Origin of the sequence: Prauserella sp. PE36, assembly GCF_003311655.1 — a bacterium.
GTDB lineage: Bacteria > Actinomycetota > Actinomycetes > Mycobacteriales > Pseudonocardiaceae > Prauserella_A > Prauserella_A endophytica.
In genome coordinates this window covers 72,571-87,369 of the sequence record NZ_QEQT01000034.1, presented here as the reverse complement: position 1 = coordinate 87,369, position 14,799 = coordinate 72,571, and the positions used below count along the sequence as shown (strand labels likewise).

Annotated in this window: 17 protein-coding genes and 1 tRNA gene; 11 read left to right on the top strand and 7 right to left on the bottom strand. The window is 70.3% G+C overall.

Translation table 11 applies throughout. From position 1 onward, the window contains the following. Positions 1-55: 55 nt before the first annotated feature. Together DI005_RS03825 and DI005_RS03820 are read left to right on the top strand one after the other, a co-directional pair. Entirely contained in the window at positions 56-634 is a 579-nt protein-coding gene (locus DI005_RS03825; RefSeq protein WP_112265012.1) for an NADPH-dependent FMN reductase, read from the top strand. A 92-nt stretch (positions 635-726) separates the two neighbouring features. Next, positions 727-1,206 carry a Dps family protein gene (locus DI005_RS03820; protein ID WP_112265010.1) on the top strand — a complete coding sequence of 160 codons (480 nt, stop codon included), beginning with the start codon at positions 727-729 and terminating at the stop codon, positions 1,204-1,206. A 74-nt stretch (positions 1,207-1,280) separates the two neighbouring features. Here DI005_RS03820 and DI005_RS03815 read toward each other — a convergent pair whose 3' ends face one another. Further along, a complete protein-coding gene (locus DI005_RS03815; protein WP_113641269.1) occupies positions 1,281-3,110 on the bottom strand; it encodes a prolyl oligopeptidase family serine peptidase in 1,830 nt (609 codons plus the stop codon). Between the two features lie 35 nt (positions 3,111-3,145). Between DI005_RS03815 and DI005_RS03810 the strand changes: the two genes are divergently transcribed. After that, on the top strand, positions 3,146-3,853 hold the full coding sequence (locus tag DI005_RS03810) for a bifunctional 2-polyprenyl-6-hydroxyphenol methylase/3-demethylubiquinol 3-O-methyltransferase UbiG (protein WP_112266615.1): 708 nt from the start codon (positions 3,146-3,148) through the stop codon (positions 3,851-3,853). Between the two features lie 295 nt (positions 3,854-4,148). Here DI005_RS03810 and DI005_RS03805 read toward each other — a convergent pair. From DI005_RS03805 to DI005_RS03795, 3 genes are all read right to left on the bottom strand, one after another. Next, positions 4,149-4,222: transfer RNA gene (locus DI005_RS03805), tRNA-Pro, on the bottom strand. Between the two features lie 29 nt (positions 4,223-4,251). Further along, positions 4,252-5,193: a metallophosphoesterase gene (locus DI005_RS03800; RefSeq protein ID WP_113641268.1), complete on the bottom strand. Its 942-nt coding sequence runs from the start codon at positions 5,191-5,193 to the stop codon at positions 4,252-4,254. Positions 5,194-5,302: 109 nt separating this feature from the next. Next, complete coding sequence (locus tag DI005_RS03795; protein ID WP_112265004.1) at positions 5,303-7,462, bottom strand: transglycosylase domain-containing protein; 2,160 nt, start codon at positions 7,460-7,462, stop codon at positions 5,303-5,305. Between the two features lie 290 nt (positions 7,463-7,752). Here DI005_RS03795 and DI005_RS03790 point away from each other — a divergent pair, with 290 nt between their 5' ends. Continuing rightward, positions 7,753-8,046: a WhiB family transcriptional regulator gene (locus DI005_RS03790; RefSeq protein WP_112265002.1), complete on the top strand. Its 294-nt coding sequence runs from the start codon at positions 7,753-7,755 to the stop codon at positions 8,044-8,046. 18 nt (positions 8,047-8,064) lie between these two features. On the opposite strand, the gene DI005_RS03785 is transcribed toward DI005_RS03790, so the two are convergent. Genes DI005_RS03785 through DI005_RS03775 form a run of 3 tightly spaced genes read right to left on the bottom strand, consistent with a single transcriptional unit; the run spans position 8,065 to position 10,485 of the window. Beyond that, a complete protein-coding gene (locus DI005_RS03785) occupies positions 8,065-9,201 on the bottom strand; it encodes an ArsA family ATPase (RefSeq protein WP_112265000.1) in 1,137 nt (378 codons plus the stop codon). Then, positions 9,198-10,199, bottom strand: coding sequence for an ArsA-related P-loop ATPase (locus DI005_RS03780; RefSeq protein WP_112264998.1), 1,002 nt, complete (start codon positions 10,197-10,199; stop codon positions 9,198-9,200). The genes DI005_RS03785 and DI005_RS03780 overlap by 4 nt, the downstream gene beginning before the upstream one ends. A gap of 37 nt (positions 10,200-10,236) precedes the next feature. Then, positions 10,237-10,485, bottom strand: coding sequence for a hypothetical protein (locus tag DI005_RS03775; RefSeq protein WP_112264996.1), 249 nt, complete (start codon positions 10,483-10,485; stop codon positions 10,237-10,239). Between the two features lie 32 nt (positions 10,486-10,517). On the opposite strand from DI005_RS03775, the gene DI005_RS03770 reads away from it, so the two are divergent. The 7 genes from DI005_RS03770 (at position 10,518) to pqqA (ending at position 14,695) form a co-directional block, all read left to right on the top strand. Beyond that, a complete protein-coding gene (locus DI005_RS03770) occupies positions 10,518-10,679 on the top strand; it encodes a DUF4177 domain-containing protein (RefSeq protein WP_003068074.1) in 162 nt (53 codons plus the stop codon). A 4-nt stretch (positions 10,680-10,683) separates the two neighbouring features. Beyond that, positions 10,684-11,139 (top strand): RidA family protein, encoded by a 456-nt coding sequence (locus DI005_RS03765; RefSeq protein ID WP_113641267.1) that lies wholly within the window; start codon positions 10,684-10,686, stop codon positions 11,137-11,139. After that, entirely contained in the window at positions 11,139-11,768 is a 630-nt protein-coding gene (locus DI005_RS03760) for a hypothetical protein (protein WP_112264993.1), read from the top strand. The genes DI005_RS03765 and DI005_RS03760 overlap by 1 nt, the downstream gene beginning before the upstream one ends. 36 nt (positions 11,769-11,804) lie before the next feature. Continuing rightward, positions 11,805-12,938, top strand: a complete 1,134-nt coding sequence (locus DI005_RS03755) for a hypothetical protein (protein WP_112264991.1) — start codon at positions 11,805-11,807, stop codon at positions 12,936-12,938. Between the two features lie 4 nt (positions 12,939-12,942). Next, positions 12,943-13,755, top strand: coding sequence for an NUDIX domain-containing protein (locus DI005_RS03750; RefSeq protein WP_228714024.1), 813 nt, complete (start codon positions 12,943-12,945; stop codon positions 13,753-13,755). Next, the gene (locus tag DI005_RS03745; RefSeq protein WP_113641266.1) at positions 13,752-14,528 is read left to right on the top strand and encodes an MBL fold metallo-hydrolase; all 777 of its coding nucleotides are present in this window, start codon (positions 13,752-13,754) and stop codon (positions 14,526-14,528) included. Before DI005_RS03750 ends, DI005_RS03745 begins: the two co-directional genes overlap by 4 nt. 68 nt (positions 14,529-14,596) lie before the next feature. Then, positions 14,597-14,695, top strand: a complete 99-nt coding sequence (gene pqqA, locus DI005_RS03740) for a pyrroloquinoline quinone precursor peptide PqqA (protein WP_110340926.1) — start codon at positions 14,597-14,599, stop codon at positions 14,693-14,695. Positions 14,696-14,799 lie beyond the last annotated feature (104 nt).

Below are 14,799 nucleotides of genomic sequence, written 5' to 3'. Positions count from 1 at the left end.
GTCCCGGCCGTTCGGGCTGGCCCTCGACCTAAGTCGAAGGTCTAGCCTCGGAGGCGTGACTTCCACGCGTGCGATCAAGGTGCTCGGAATCGGCGGCTCTCTTCGGGACGGCTCCCAGTCCGAACGCGCCTTACGCATCGCACTGGCCGGGGCGGAGGAGGTAGGCGCCGAGGTCTCGGCCATCACCGGCAGTGCCCTGATGCTGCCCTTCTACGACGCCGGCATCGACGAGCGCACGCCCGAGGCACTCGAGCTGGTCGAGGAGGTCCGCGCCGCCGACGGCATCGTGGTCGTGTCGCCCGGCTACCACGGCGCGCTGTCCGGCCTGGTGAAGAACGCGCTCGACTACGTGGAGGACCTGCGCTCCGACACCCGCCCCTACCTCGACGGCCGTGGCGTCGGTCTCATCGCGGTCGCGTACGGCTGGCAGGCGGCCGTGACCACACTCAACCAGCTCCGCACGATCGCGCACGCGCTGCGCGGCTGGCCGACCCCGCTCGGCGGTGCGGTGAACACGGCGGAGGTCAAGTTCGACGAGGCCGGCGGGGCGTCCGAAGAGAAGGTGGTGGCCAACCTCCGCCTGATCGGGCGGCAAGTTGCCGAGTTCGGCCTTGCCCGGCGCACACTGGGGTAGGGGTTTCGCCCTGACCTGGAACGGGTAGCCGTCGGCCGGACGCCGTGCGCCACGTTGACGCTCCCACCACAGTGCGAAGAGAGGACATGAAGATGGCCAACTCGCCGGTCACGAGCCCGCTCAAAGAGAGCGACAAGGAGCATACGGCGAACGCTCTGCAATCCACCCTCGTTGACCTCGTCGACCTTTCGCTGATCGCCAAGCAGGCGCACTGGAACGTCGTCGGTCAGCACTTCCGCAGCGTGCATCTCCAGCTCGATGAGCTGGTCGACGCCGCGCGTGGGTTCACCGACGACGTCGCCGAGCGTGCCAACGCGATCGGGGTCTCGCCCAACGGCAAGGCTAAGACCGTGGTCGAGAGTTCCGGGCTGCCCGAGTACCCGGACAACTGGCAGACCACAGAGGCCACGGTCAACGCGATCGTGGAGATCCTCGGCAAGATCATCGAGCGGCTGCGAGCGCGCATCGACGAGACCGACAAGAGCGACCTGGTGACCCAGGACCTGCTGATCGAGATCGCCGCCGAGCTGGAGAAGCAGCACTGGATGTGGCAGGCCCAGCAGGCGTCCTGACCCACTGAGCCCCAAACTGGGAGCAAGGGAGCTTTACTACCGGAAAACGGTAGTAAAGCTCCCTTGCTCCCTTCTCACGTCAGGTTCAGGGCGCGGCGGGCGAAGTCGACCTCGATGGCGACCTGCTTGATCGTCTCCGCGATCACGAGCGAGCCGTGGCCCGCGTCGTAGCGGTAGAACTCGTACGGCACCTCGCGCGCGGCGAGGCGATCCAGGTAGTTCTCGATCTGCCGGATCGGGCAGCGCGGGTCGTTGTCGCCCGCCAGCACCAGCACCGGGACGTCGACGTTCTCGATGTAGCTGATCGGCGAGCACTCGTCGTAGACGGCTGGCACGTCGGTGGGTGACCCGCCGAAGAGCGCGCGGTCGAACGCTCGCAGCTGCTCCATCTCGTCCTCGTAGGCGGCCACGTAGTCGGCCACGGGCACACCGGCGACACCCGCCGCCCACCGGCCGGGCTGGGTGCCGAGCGCGAGCAAGGTCAGGTAGCCGCCCCAGGAGGCCCCGGCCACCACGCACCTCGCGGGGTCCGACAGTCCACTGCGGACCGCCCAGTCGTGCACCGCGGCGACGTCCTCCAACTCGGTGAGCCCTGGACGGCCCTCGATGGCGTCGCGCCACGCCGAGCCGTAGCCGGTCGAGCCCCGGTAGTTCACCTCCACCACGGCGAACCCGGCGTCGAGCCACACCGCGCGGTACGCGGAAAACCGGTCCTCGTCGGCGGCGTGCGGTCCCCCGTGCAGCAGGAAAACCGTCGGCTGCGGACCCTCCGCGCCCGGTGGGCGGGAGACGAGCGCGTGGATGCGGCCGCCGGGACCGTCGACGAACGCGTCGGTCACCGGCTCCGAACCGGGTGCCTTTTCGCCGGGCGGTTCGAGCAGCACGCCGTCCGAGCCGTCGGCGGCACGCACCCGCACCACGGGCGGTTCCGCCGCACTCGACCACGAGTATTCGATGGTGCCGTCGGGGCGCACGCCCGCGCCGCCGATACGGCCCGGCGGCGTTTCCACCGCCGTCAGCTCACCGGAGGCGAGATCGTAACGGTGGAGCGAGCTGCGGCCCTCGTGGAAGTGCACGATCAGCAGCGCGCTCGCGTCCGGGTACCAGTCGCCGACCACCTCGCCGGGCAGCCCGAGGTCGATCTCCTGCTCGGCGCCGCTCTCGACGTCCCAGATCAGCAGTTCCTCGCGGCCGTGCCGCTCGTGCAGCAGGAGCAGCCGGGTGTCGCCGTGCTTCGGCGAGAACGCCAGCGCGGACAAACCCTTGCCCTCTCCGTCCCACTTGTCGGCGACGGTGGTGAAGTCGTCGCTCGCGAGCACGCGAACGGCTGGGTGCCGGGAGTCGCCGTGCTCGGAGTGCGAGATCGCCAGCAACCGCTCGTCCCGGGACAACGCGGACACGCCGGCGTCGTCCTCGCTGCTGTAGAAGCGCATGGTCTCGCCGTCGCGGTGGGCGTAGAGGGTGGAGCCGTCGTCGGTCGAGACGCCGACGGCCACCAGCCGGTGACCGATCTCCAGGCCCGCCGGGTAGCCGTCGGGCACGTCGGTGAGCGCCTTGGCCGCCGCGCCGCCGCCCGCGTACGGCTCCCTGACCCAGGAGCCGAACTCGTCGCCGTCGGTGTCGTCGAACCACCAGATCCACTGGCCGTCGGGCGAGGGCGTCGCGTGCAGGGTTCCGTTGGGCCGGTCGGTGACCTGGCGATGGGTGTCCGCCGCGCGGTCCCACGCGTAGACCTCCCAGACGCCGCTCGCGTTCGACACGTACAGGCTGGCGTCCGGGGCGTCGAGGGCCCATTCGGGCACCGAAACCCTCGGCGCCTTGAAGCGCGCGCGCCAGCGTTCCTCTGCGGCCGGGTCGGCGAAGAGCTGGTCGGGGACCTGAGCTGCCGGATGCTGTGTGGTCACACGTGAGATCCTGCCAGGTCCGTACTGTTGTGGGCGTGCTGGAGGGTTACGCGGGCTTCGCCCTGCCGAGGCTGGAGCCGGGCATGCGGGTGGTCGATGTCGGCTGCGGGCGTGGCGCGATCACGCTGAGTCTCGGCACGGCTGCGCATCCGATAAGCGTGCTGGGTGTCGACGCCGACGTCGCCGAAGTCGCGCTGGCGCGCAAGTCGGCCGAGCGGGCCCGTGTATCCACAGTGGACTTCATCGCGGCGTGCCCCGAAGGGCTGCCCCTTCCATCGTCCTCAGTGGACTTGGTCTTCTCGCACGCGCTGCTCGAGCACGTGCCGCAGCCGCAGGCCGTGCTCGCGGAGTGTGCACGCGTCCTGCGGCCCGGTGGCACCCTCGCGGTGTCCACATCGGACTGGAGCAAGGCGAAGCTGCGGCCGAAGACGGCGAACGTCGACGCGGCGCTACGGGGACGGCACCTGCTGCACCGCAGGGCGGGAGGCGATCCGTTCGCGGGCAGGCACGTGGCCGACTGGGTGGTGCGAGCCGGTTTCCGCGACGTCCGGGCGAAGGCGCGATTTCACGCGGAGATCGGCTACCGCGAGCTGGCGGAGCGGGTGGAGGCCGAACTGGCCGAGGCCATCCACATCCGGCAGGACCAGCAGCTCGCGAGCGCGGCCCGCTCGGCGTGGATGTGGGTCCGCAACGGAAACGGCGAGTTCGCCCAATGCTGGATGGAGGTCCTGGCCACCAGGTGACCCCACCCGCAGTGAAGGCCACCATGCCTGCGCCCGCCCGTCTCCCACCACCACCCAAACGGAGGCGCGCCGCGCCGCTGTGTTCGATCAACGCAGTGAAGGCCACCATGCCTGCGTTCAACGCAGTGAAGGTGGCCTTCACTGCATCCGGCAACCCCACTCCCCAAAGGTCTACCTACGGGGGGTCCGGGGGGCGAAGCCCCTCCGGGTGGGGCGTGGGGGCTCCGCCCCCACAAGACACAAAGGAAGAGCCGTGTCCGCGCTTTCCGCGGACACGGCTCTTCCAGATCTTCCGTCGGGGTGGCGGGATTTGAACCCACGACCTCCTCGACCCGAACGAGGCACGCTACCAAGCTGCGCCACACCCCGATGTACTGCTCAATGGGTCGGGAGACAGTCTAGCGGACGTCGCTGGCGGCCTTTCGCCGGGCTGCCTTCCTCGCCTTCGCGGGCGCCTCGTCGCGCGGGACGAGCGTCAACAGGCTCGCCTCCGGTGGGCACGCGAAGCGCACCGGCGCGTACGGCGATGTGCCGAGGCCTGCCGAGACGTGCAGCCACATGTCGGCGCCCCAGCGCGAGGCGCCGCGGGCGCGGGAGCGGTCGAGCTCGCAGTTGGTCACCAGTGCGCCGTAGCCGGGGATCCGGAGTTGCCCGCCGTGGGTGTGGCCGGCGAGCACGAGGTCGTAGCCGTCGGACGTGAACGGGTCGAGCACGCGCGGTTCCGGCGAGTGCGTGATACCGAGCCGGAGCACGGCGTCCCGATCGGGTCGGCCAGAGATGTCGACATATCGATCTCGGTGCAGGTGCGGGTCGTCCACGCCTGCCGCGAAGATCCGCTGGCCCCCGACCGTGATCGTGCGCCGGACGTGGGTCAGGTCGTGCCAGCCGTGCTCGAGGAACGCCGCGCGCAGGTCGCGCCACGGCAGATGCCTGCCGTGGATGCGCTTCTTGCGGCCCCTCGGCATCAGGTACCTGGCGGGGTTCTTCGGCTTGGGCGCGTAGTAGTCGTTGCTGCCGAACACGAACAGGCCGGGCCGGTCGAGCAGCGGGCCGAACGCACGCAGCACCGAGGGCACCGCCCGCCGGTGGGCGAGGTTGTCGCCCGTGTTGACGACCAGGTCGGGCTCCAGCCGGTCGAGCTCGGCGACCCAGCGCTGCTTGGAGACCTGGCCGGGCAGCATGTGCAGGTCGGAGACGTGCAGGATTCTGATCGGCCGGGCTCCGCTGGCCAGTACGGGCAGCTCCGCCGTGCGCAGTGTCCAGTGCCGCCGCTCGATGCCGACGGCGTAACCGAGGGTTGCGGCGCCGAGTGCCGCCGTACCCGTCACGAGACGTTTCATCATCATCCTTGAGCGTGCCTGTGTTACCCAGCGTACACGCGTGATGCAGAAAACGTGTTCGTCCGTGGCAACGATTCAGCCGATCGTCGCCGATGTGCTCAGCCGGGCTTCAGTTGACCCGCTCGTACTTCGGGTCGGCCGGGGGCAACGGCGGGGCCGGCTGCCCCTCGAGGATCTTGCTCACGGCTCCGAACCACGTCCTGGCCGGCGTCTTGCCGCCGAACATGTTGCCGCTGTCGCCGTCGACCGCGATCACGTTGCCGGGCCCGCCGTCGACCAGACCGCCGTTGGGCAGGTCGGGCCGGAACACCATCGACGCGCCCGCGATCTGCGGGGTCGCGCCGATGAAGGCGGCCGAGCCGTTGTTCTGGGTGGTGCCGGTCTTACCGATCATCGGCCGGCTCCAGCCGACGCCCTGGGCCGCGGCCGCCGCGGTTCCGCCTGGCAGATCGTCCTTGCTCAGCCCCACCACCATCGTGTTGGCGAGCCCCTCCGGCACGGCCTGCTCGCAGGGCTCCTCCTTGATCGGCACCGGGTTGCCGCTGCGATCCCGGATCTCGCCGATCGGCGTCGGCGGGCACCACACGCCGCCGCTCATCAACGTCGCCGCGACGTTGGCCAGCTCCAGGCCGCTCGTCGGGCTCACCCCGAGCGTGAACGAGCCCTTGCCCGGGGACCGTTCGCTCGGTCCGAAGAACTGGGTCTGGCTGAGCCTGACCTCCTGGCTCTCCGCGTTCGGGTCGGGCGGGCCGCCGGTCGCGGCGTTGGACGCCATCGTCTTGCGCAGCCCCAGTTTGCTGGCCATCTCGACGATCGGCCCCATGCCGGTCTGCTCCTCGAGGATCACGAAGGCCGTGTTCGGCGAGGTCTGCAACGCCGTCTGCAACGACATGCTGCCGCTGTAGCCCTCGCTCGCGTTCACCACGCAGTAGCCGCGCGTGTAGGGCGCGATGTAGGGACACGGCGGAGGGCTGCCGCTGAAGATCTGCGACACGTGCGACGGCGGCGACTGGACGGTGTCGTAGATGCCGACCACACCGCGTTCCACGGCGGCCGCGGCAGTGAACATCTTGTAGCTCGATCCCGCGCCGGTCACGTTCGAGATGGCCGAGGGCAGCGCGTACTCCGTCTGCCCCGCCTCCGCGTCGGGCCCGTAGTCGCGGTTGGCGGCCAGCGCCACCACCTCGTGCCGGTCCTTGCCCGGCTTGACCAGCGACAACGTGTTGGCGACGTTGTCCTCCATCTTGTCCACCTGCTCCTCGGCCGACTGCTTGGCGAGGTGGTTGGACCTGGGGTCCATGGTGGTGCGGATGGTGTAGCCGCCGGTGTAGAGATCTTCCTTGGTCATCCCGTGCTCGAGCAGGTAGTCCTCGACGTACTGGCAGAAGAAGCCGTGTTCGGGGCCCGCGCCGACGCAGTTGGCGGCCGGCTTGTTGGGTCCCTCGGGGACCACGCCGAGCGGTTCGGCCTTGATGCGTTCGGCGTCCTGCGGCGAGAGCTTGCGGTTCTCCACCATCTTGTCGAGCACGAAGTTGCGCCGCTCCGTGGCGCGCTCGGGGTTGTTCCACGGGTCGTAGGCGGGCGGGTTGTTGGCCATGCCCGCGAGCAGCGCGCCCTGCGCGACCGTGAGCTTGTCCGGCGTGGTGTTGAAGTAGGCGCGCGCGGCACCACCGACCCCGTAGATCTCGCGCGAGAACTCCACGACGTTGAGGTAGCCGGCGAGGATCTGCTCCTTGCCCATCTTCGTCTCGAGCTGGATGGCGATCCGGGCCTCGTTGAGCTTGCGGGCGATGGTGACCTCCTGCGCCCGCTGCTGGCCCAGCTTGTCGCCCCGGTAGATGACGTTGATGAGGTAGTTCTTGACGTACTGCTGCGTGAGCGTGGACGCGCCCTGCGTGTCGCCGCCCGAGGTGTTGCTGATCGCCGCTCGGATGGTGCCCTTCCAGTCGACTCCGTGGTGCTCGTAGAAGCGGCGGTCCTCCACCGAGATCAGCGCCCATTTCATGGCGTCCGAGATCTGGTCGGGGGCGGTGGGTATGCGGTACTGGTCGTACAGCGTCGCGATCGGTTGGCCGTCCCGGTCGGTAATGGTGCTGACCAGCGGCGGCGGCTCGTCGGCCAGGCCAGTGGACATGGCCTCGACGGTGTCGCTGGCCTGGTTGGAGAGCACCCCCATGCCCCCGACGACCGGGAAGAGGATCCCCGCGACCAGCACCCCCGCGAGCAGGCAGAGGCCGAGCATCTTCAGCAGACCGTCCCTCATGCGCACCCATATCAGGGTAGCCACGAGTGGCGTATCTCACCTGATTCGTTCACTGGGCCGAGCGGGTTGCGTTCTCCGGATACCGCATTGACAGGAAAGTGACATCTGGTAACAAAACGCGGTTTGGGGGTTGGCGGACGGAACCGAGGCCCCCTACAGTCCGTCAACATCTCACGAATACGGCGCCTGGGGAGGCGCTACTGGAGGGACGTGAGCACAGGAGACCTGCTCGCGGGGGGCGAGGCCGAGGAACTTCGCTGCCTGCCTGCGGTCACAACAGGGTAGGAGCTGGGGGTATGGAGACCAACCAGTCGGACTGGCGGATCTATGCGTACTGCAGGGACACCGACCCCGACGGCCTGTTCGTCAGGGGCGCGGAGCAGAACCGGGCCAAGGTCGTCTGCATGGGGTGCCCGGTGCGCACCGAATGCCTGGCCGAGGCGCTGGACAACCGGATCGATTTCGGTGTCTGGGGCGGGATGACCGAGCGCGAGCGGCGCGCGCTCCTGCGCAGGCGGCCCGAGGTGGGCAGCTGGCGCGACCTGCTGGAGTCGGCCAAACGCGAGTACGAGCCCGCCGCGGGAGCCTGAACGCTGAAGGGGGCCGCCTCAGCTTCCGGCCAGGCGGTCCCCGATTTCCCTCAACCCGGCGAGGTCGTGCACGTCGCTGGGCAACGCCGGAACCCGCACGACCGACACCCCTGGGTGAGCCCGGGTGAAGCGCGCGAGCAGGCGCTTCTCCCGTTCGGCCAGCGCGACGCGGTCGGCGTGCAGGCGCAGGACCGCGGCGGCGAGCGGAGCGCTCTTGCCTCCGCGGTCGAGCGCGTCGGCCGCGGCCAGCGCGTCGATGGCCGAGAGATCGGCGAGCACCGGATGGGTCCGGTTCGCGACGAGCCCGGCCAGCGGCATGGACTCCTCGGACAGCCGCTCCACGAAGTAGCTCGCCTCCCGCAGCGCGTCCGGTTCGGGCGCCGCCACCACCAGGAACGCCGTGCCCTTCGAGCGCAACAGCTCCGCGGTCTTGCGGGCCCGCTCGCGGAACCCGCCGAACGTCGTGTCGAACGCCTGCATGAACGCCGACGCGTCGGCGAGCAGCTGCCCGCCGAGGATGGTCGACACGGCCTTCGCGAACATCGAGAATCCGGCGCTGACGACCTTGCGAAGGCCCCAGCCGCCCGCCTTCGCCGGTCCGGTGAGCAGGCGGATCATCCGGCCGTCGAGCGCGGCGGAGAGCCGGGTCGGCGCGTCGAGGAAGTCCAGCGCCGACCGGCTCGGCGGTGTGTCGACGATGATCAGCTCCCAGTCGCCCGCAGCCGCGAGCTGGCCGAGCTTCTCCATCGCCATGTACTCCTGCGTGCCGGAGAACGACGTGGAGATCGTCTGGTAGAAGCGGTTGGCCAGCAGCTGCTCGGAGCGTTCCGGCCCGGCGTGGCGGCGCACCATGTCGTCGAAGGTGCGGCGCATGTCGAGCATCATCGCCCACAGCTCACCCTTCGGCTCGAAGCCGGCGACCGAGACCTTGCGCGGGTGGTTGCCCAGTTCCCGCAGGCCCAGCGCCTGTGCGAGCCTGCGGGCCGGGTCGATCGTCAGCACCACGGTCTGCCTGCCGCGTTCCGCCGCGCGCAGGGCGAGCGCCGCCGCCGTCGTGGTCTTGCCGACCCCACCGGAGCCGCAGCACACGATCACGCGCGTCTCGGGGTCGTCGATCAGTGTGTCCACGTCCAGGCTCGAGGTCGGGAAGGTCATCGAACCCCCTGTTCGACCAGTGCCTCGGCGAGTTCGTAAAGAGCGGCGACGTCGACGCCACCGTTGAGGTCGGCCAGCTCGAGCGTAGGCAGGTCGCTCTCTGAGAGCTGCTCGCGCGCGCGTTGCTCGGCGGCCAGCCGGATCGCGTGCTCCACGGTCTCCTCGACGAGCCCGTCCAGGGTCGCCTCGGGCAGCTCCAGCCCCGCTGACGCGAGCCCGCCGCGGACGCGGGAGGCGTCGACCCTGCCGTCCGCGGCGGCGGGCACCGACCGCGCGGGCAGCCTCGGCGGGCGAACCCGGTTGATCAGCACCGCTCCCGGCCGCAGGTCGGCGCCGTCGAGCTCGGCGACCGCGTCGAGGGTCTCCCGTACCGGCATCTCCTCCAGCAACGTCACGAGATGCACGGCCGTCTCGCCGGAGTGCAGCAGCCGCACCACCCCTTCGGCCTGCGCGCGGATCGGACCGGTCTTGGCCAGGTCGGTGAGGGCCTTGGTGACGTCGAGGAACTTCACCACGCGGCCGGTCGGCGGCGCGTCGACCACGACGGCGTCGTAGGTGTGCCTGCCGTCGGACTCGGTCCGCCCGACGCACTCCTTGATCTTGCCGGTCAGCAGCACGTCACGAAGACCCGGCGCGAGGGTGGTCGCGAACTCGATGGCGCCCATGCGGCGCAGGGTCCGGCCGGCGAAGCCGAGGTTGTAGAACATCTCGAAGTACTCGAGCAGAGCGGCCTCGACGTCGATGTGCAGAGCCCGCACCTCACCGCCGCCGGGCGCGGCGGCGATGCGCTGCTCGGCGTAGGGCAGGGGCTCGGTGTCGAAGACCTGGGCGAAGCCCTGTCTGCCCTCCACCTCGATGAGCAGCACGCGTCTGCCGTGGCTGGCCAGCGCGAGTCCGAGGGAGGCGGCGAGGGTGGTCTTGCCGGTCCCGCCCTTGCCTGTGACGAAGTGGAGCCGGGTCCGTGTGAGCTCGTCGGTCCAGCCAGCCGGTGTGGTCACCTAGGCAGGGTAAGCCAGAAATCCCGATCATCGCGGCTCAGGAGGCGAGTGTGAGGACGGTGACGACCAGCGTGACGAGCCCGGCGACACCCCAGGCCACGGCACCGGGCAGCACCGTGAGTGTGAGCACGCACAGCACGGCCACCGTGGTGAAGGACACGAGGCCGGCGACGGCGACGGTCGGCGAGCTGTCGGTGCTGTCGCGCGCCTTGGCCATGATGATCAGCACGCCTGCCACGCCGGCCACGGCCAGCAGGATCGTCGCGAGGATGCGCCATGTCTCCACGCGCTCAGACGGTACTGGCTAGGGTGTGCCGCATGAGTGCCACGAAGTGGGAGTACGCCACGGTTCCACTGCTGATCCACGCGACCAAGCAGATCCTCGACCAGTGGGGTGAGGACGGCTGGGAGTTGGTGACCGTGCTGCCCAACCCCAGCGGCGAGCAGCACGTCGCCTACCTGAAGCGACCGAAGGGCTGAGCCCGTGAGCTGGAGCGCGAGGCTCGCCGACCTCGGCATCGAGCTGCCCGGCGTCGCCGCACCGGTCGCCGCCTACATTCCCGCCATCCGCAGCGGCTCGCTCGTGTTCACGTCGGGCCAGCTGCCGTTCGTCGAGGGCTCGCTCGCCGCGACCGGCAAGGTCGGCGGCGAGGTGAGCCCCGAGGAAGCCAAGCAGCACGCACGCACCGCCGTGCTCAACGCGCTCGCGGCCGTGCACGATCTGGTGGGCATCGACTCGGTGGTCCGGGTGGTCAAGGTGACCGGTTTCGTGGCCTCCAGCGAGGGATTCACCGGTCAGCCCGCCGTGATCAACGGTGCGTCCGAGCTGCTCGGAGAGGTTTTCGGCGACGAGGGCAGGCATGCCCGGTCCGCCGTGGGCGTCGCGGAACTGCCGCTCGGAGCCCCAGTCGAAGTCGAGCTGACCGTGGAGGTTTCCTGATGGACCCCGACATCGAGTACGCGTGCCACGAGCTGCTGCTGCGGCTGGCCGGGCGCATGCCCGACCAGATGCTGTGGCGGTTCCGGGACTGGCTGGGTGAGGGCGCGATGGGCACGCTCTCCCGCACTCTCCCGAAGTCTTTGCTTAAGCACAGGATCGATCTCGACCAGGCGGAGTACCGCCTGTTGGTCGCCGGTCTGATCCCCCACGGTGCCGATTGGCATCAGGTGAGTTCGACGCTTGGGGTAGACGCCTCCGCCGAGAACCGGTACACATTCACGACGGGTGCACCCGATTGGGTGAACACCGTCGATTCGGTGTCCGTGGTGGTTCACGCAACGTTGCGTGGTCGCCCGGATGTGGGAGAGGTTCGGGAGAGCTGGCGGCACGACCGTGGGTCCGAAGACGAGGCGAAGCGGATCCTGCTGGTCACCGCGGTTTCCGGCCTCCCACGACTTACTGGGGAGCTACAACGAGTCCTCCGGGTGCTCGGTGACGAGGCGCCGAGCGTGGAGGTCTTGCCGGTGCAGTTCGACGTGCCCGCCTACCACCGGGCGGCGCTCGAGAACTCACGGTTCGTGTGCGTGGGCTCCGTGGACGCCGGTCACCACAAACTCGTACCCGCGTAACGCTCGCTCGGCCAGCGGGCTGGAGGGAGATCGGCGATGGTGGATGTCCACGATGGCCTGCCGAAGGACGGCTTCGCGGTCCCGCTGCGACTGCACAACGTCCTGCTGGCGCTGGCGGGCCGACTGGACGACAGCGCGCTGTCGGAGGCACGTGAGCTCGTCGCTCGTTCGCACCTGGACGACGCGGCCGAACTCGCCGTCGGCGCGCTGATCTCCGGCCGGATCATGGTCCGGCCTGCCGAGCAGCGTGAGCTGGCGCTCGTGCTGGAGATGAGCAGGTCGGACGCGACGCTGGCCGATCAGCTCACCGTCGGCGACGCCATCCCCGGCTACGCCCACCGGTTCAGCCGCGAGAACGAGCCCGAGCGCGGCATCTCCGAGGCGCTCGACCGCACCCTGCAGGTGCTGCCGGATCTGCGCTCCGTGCACGCCGTGTGGCGCAACACGCCCGCGGGCAGCGTGCCGGGCCCGCTGCCGCAGCGCGTGGTGCTCGTCGAGATCGGCCCCGAGGCGCACCCGCCCGCGGTCGCGTTCCGCGTCGACGACGCGCTGCGCAAGGGCGGCATCCGCTCGGTCGTCGAGGTCACCGGACCCGGAGCCGAGCGCACCGAGTACCACGAGGCGGCGCTGGCCGCGGCGACGCCGGTGTGGCTGGCCACGGGCCAGTCGGCAGGCGGCTCGGCCTCGTGGAGCGCACGCGGGCCGCGTCCGGTCGGGGGCGCCCACACGGTCGCCGAGGCGCCGACGCCGCGCGAGCCGTCCCATGCGGCTCCCGACTTCGAGGAGCCTGCCGTAAAGGTCTCCACCGAGGAGAAGGACACCGGCGAGGCGCCCGAGAAGGAGCCGGAGCCCACCCCGGCGGAGCGGGAGAACCGCGCCGCGGCGACCACCGAGATGACCAAGGAGGAGGTCGCGCAGCTGCGCGCCGCTATCGCCGAGGACCCCGAGAAGGGGCGCGCGATCGCCGCCGTCAACCTGCGTTCCGACGAGATCGTCGAGCTGCCCGAACTCGACCTCGACGACCCGCAGCTGTCCGACCGCGACCGCCAGCTGCTGCGTGAGCTGCACGCCGAGCTGGCCGAACGCGAGCGCGCTGAGGCCGCGAAGAGCGCCAAGAGCAGGACGAACGGCAGCGAGCACCGCTGGGCGGACGGCTTCTCCGGCGGCTGAAGGTATGTTTCGGGGCGTGCCAGCGAACTTCCACGTGCCGAAGCAGTCTGTGCTGTCGTTGCCGGCCGAGCCGCCGGAGCGGCCCGCCGCCGCCAAGGACGCGGCGACGGTTTTGCTCCTTCGCGACGCGGGTGACGGCGTCGAGGTCTTCCTCCAGCGCCGTGTCACGGCGATGGCCTTCGCGGGCGGGATGACCGTCTTCCCAGGCGGGGGTGTCGACCAGCGCGACGCCGACGCGTCGGTGAGCTGGGCAGGTCCGCCGCCCGCGCGGTGGGCGGAGTGGTTCGGCTGCTCCGAGTCGGTGGCGAGGGCGCTGGTGTGCGCGGCCGTCCGCGAGACGTTCGAGGAGTCGGGCGTGCTGCTGGCGGGCTCCGAGTCGAGCACGGTCACCGACACCTCGCAATACGCGGCCGCCCGTGAACAGCTCGTCTCGCGGGAGCTCTCGCTCGCCGGCTTCCTCGCAGGCGAGGGCCTGACCCTGCGCGCGGACCTGCTGCGGCCGTGGGCGAACTGGGTGACCCCAGAGCAGGAGCCGCGCCGCTACGACGCGCGGTTCTTCCTCGCCGCACTGCCAGAGGGCCAGCACGCCGACGGCAGGACCACCGAGGCCGAGTCGTCCGGCTGGAGCAGGCCCGCCGACGCCATCGCCGACGCCAAGGCGGGCCGGAGCACGCTCATGCCCCCCACGTGGTTCCTGCTGGACGAGCTCATCTCGTGCGCGTCGGTCGCCGAGGCGCTGGCGCAGGAGCGGTCGGTGCGCAAGATCACGCCTCGGCTCGTGCCCGACGGTGACGCGGTGAGGGTGGAGTTGCCATGACCCATCCCGCGTACGGCAAGCTGCGCGAGGTCTCGACCGCCGCCTCGGTGCTGCTGGAGAACAACCCCTCGATGATGACGCTCGAGGGCACCAACACGTGGGTGCTGCGGGCGCCCGGCTCCCGCTCGTGCGTGGTGGTGGACCCCGGTTACGAGGACGTCGAGCACCTGGAGCGGGTCGCCGCCGTCGAGCCCGTCGAGCTGATTCTGCTCACCCACCACCACCCCGACCACTCCGAGGGCGCTCCGTGGCTCGCCGAGCGCGTCGGCGCGCCGGTGCGCGCGTTCCAGGCCGACCTGTGCCTCGGCGCGGAGCCGATCGCGGACGACGACGTCGTGACCGCCGCCGGGCTGGAGATCGCCGTGCTGCACACCCCCGGCCACACCGACGACTCGGTGAGCCTGCGGTTCGACGCGGCAGGGCGCACCCACGTGCTCACGGGCGACACCGTGCTCGGCCGGGGCACCACTGTGCTGACCGATCTCGGACACTACCTGCGCTCGCTGAAACTGCTCTGCGCGTTGCCGGAGGGGGCACTCGGGCTGCCCGGTCACGGGCCGGAGCTGGCCGACCTCACGGCCACCGCGCGCGAGTACTCCGCACACCGGGAACAGCGGCTCGACCAGGTGCGAACCGCGCTGCGGCAGCTCGGCCCCGAGGCGACGCCGCGGCAGGTCGTCGAGATCGTCTACGCCGACGTCGACCCCTCGCTGTGGGGTCCGGCCGAGTCCAGCGTGGTGGCTCAGTTGGAGTATCTGCGGTCCGAGGGATAGCGCTTTCAGCGCGAATCCCGTTACCGTGGTGGCGTTTTCATCGACATCCCAATGGAGGGAGGCGCACCGTGGTCGAGTCGGGCGAGCTGGAGGTCTGGACCACCCCGGACTTCGAGGAGTACGAGACGCCGATGGAGGTCACCGCGTACTTCGGCCGTATGGAGTGACGAGTGTTTCGGCGTGGCCGATGGGAAAGCGCTTACAGCCGTTCCGTCGGCCACGCCCCACCGACCCGGGAGGACGGCAGTGCGGCCGATCGAGCCGAAGCCAC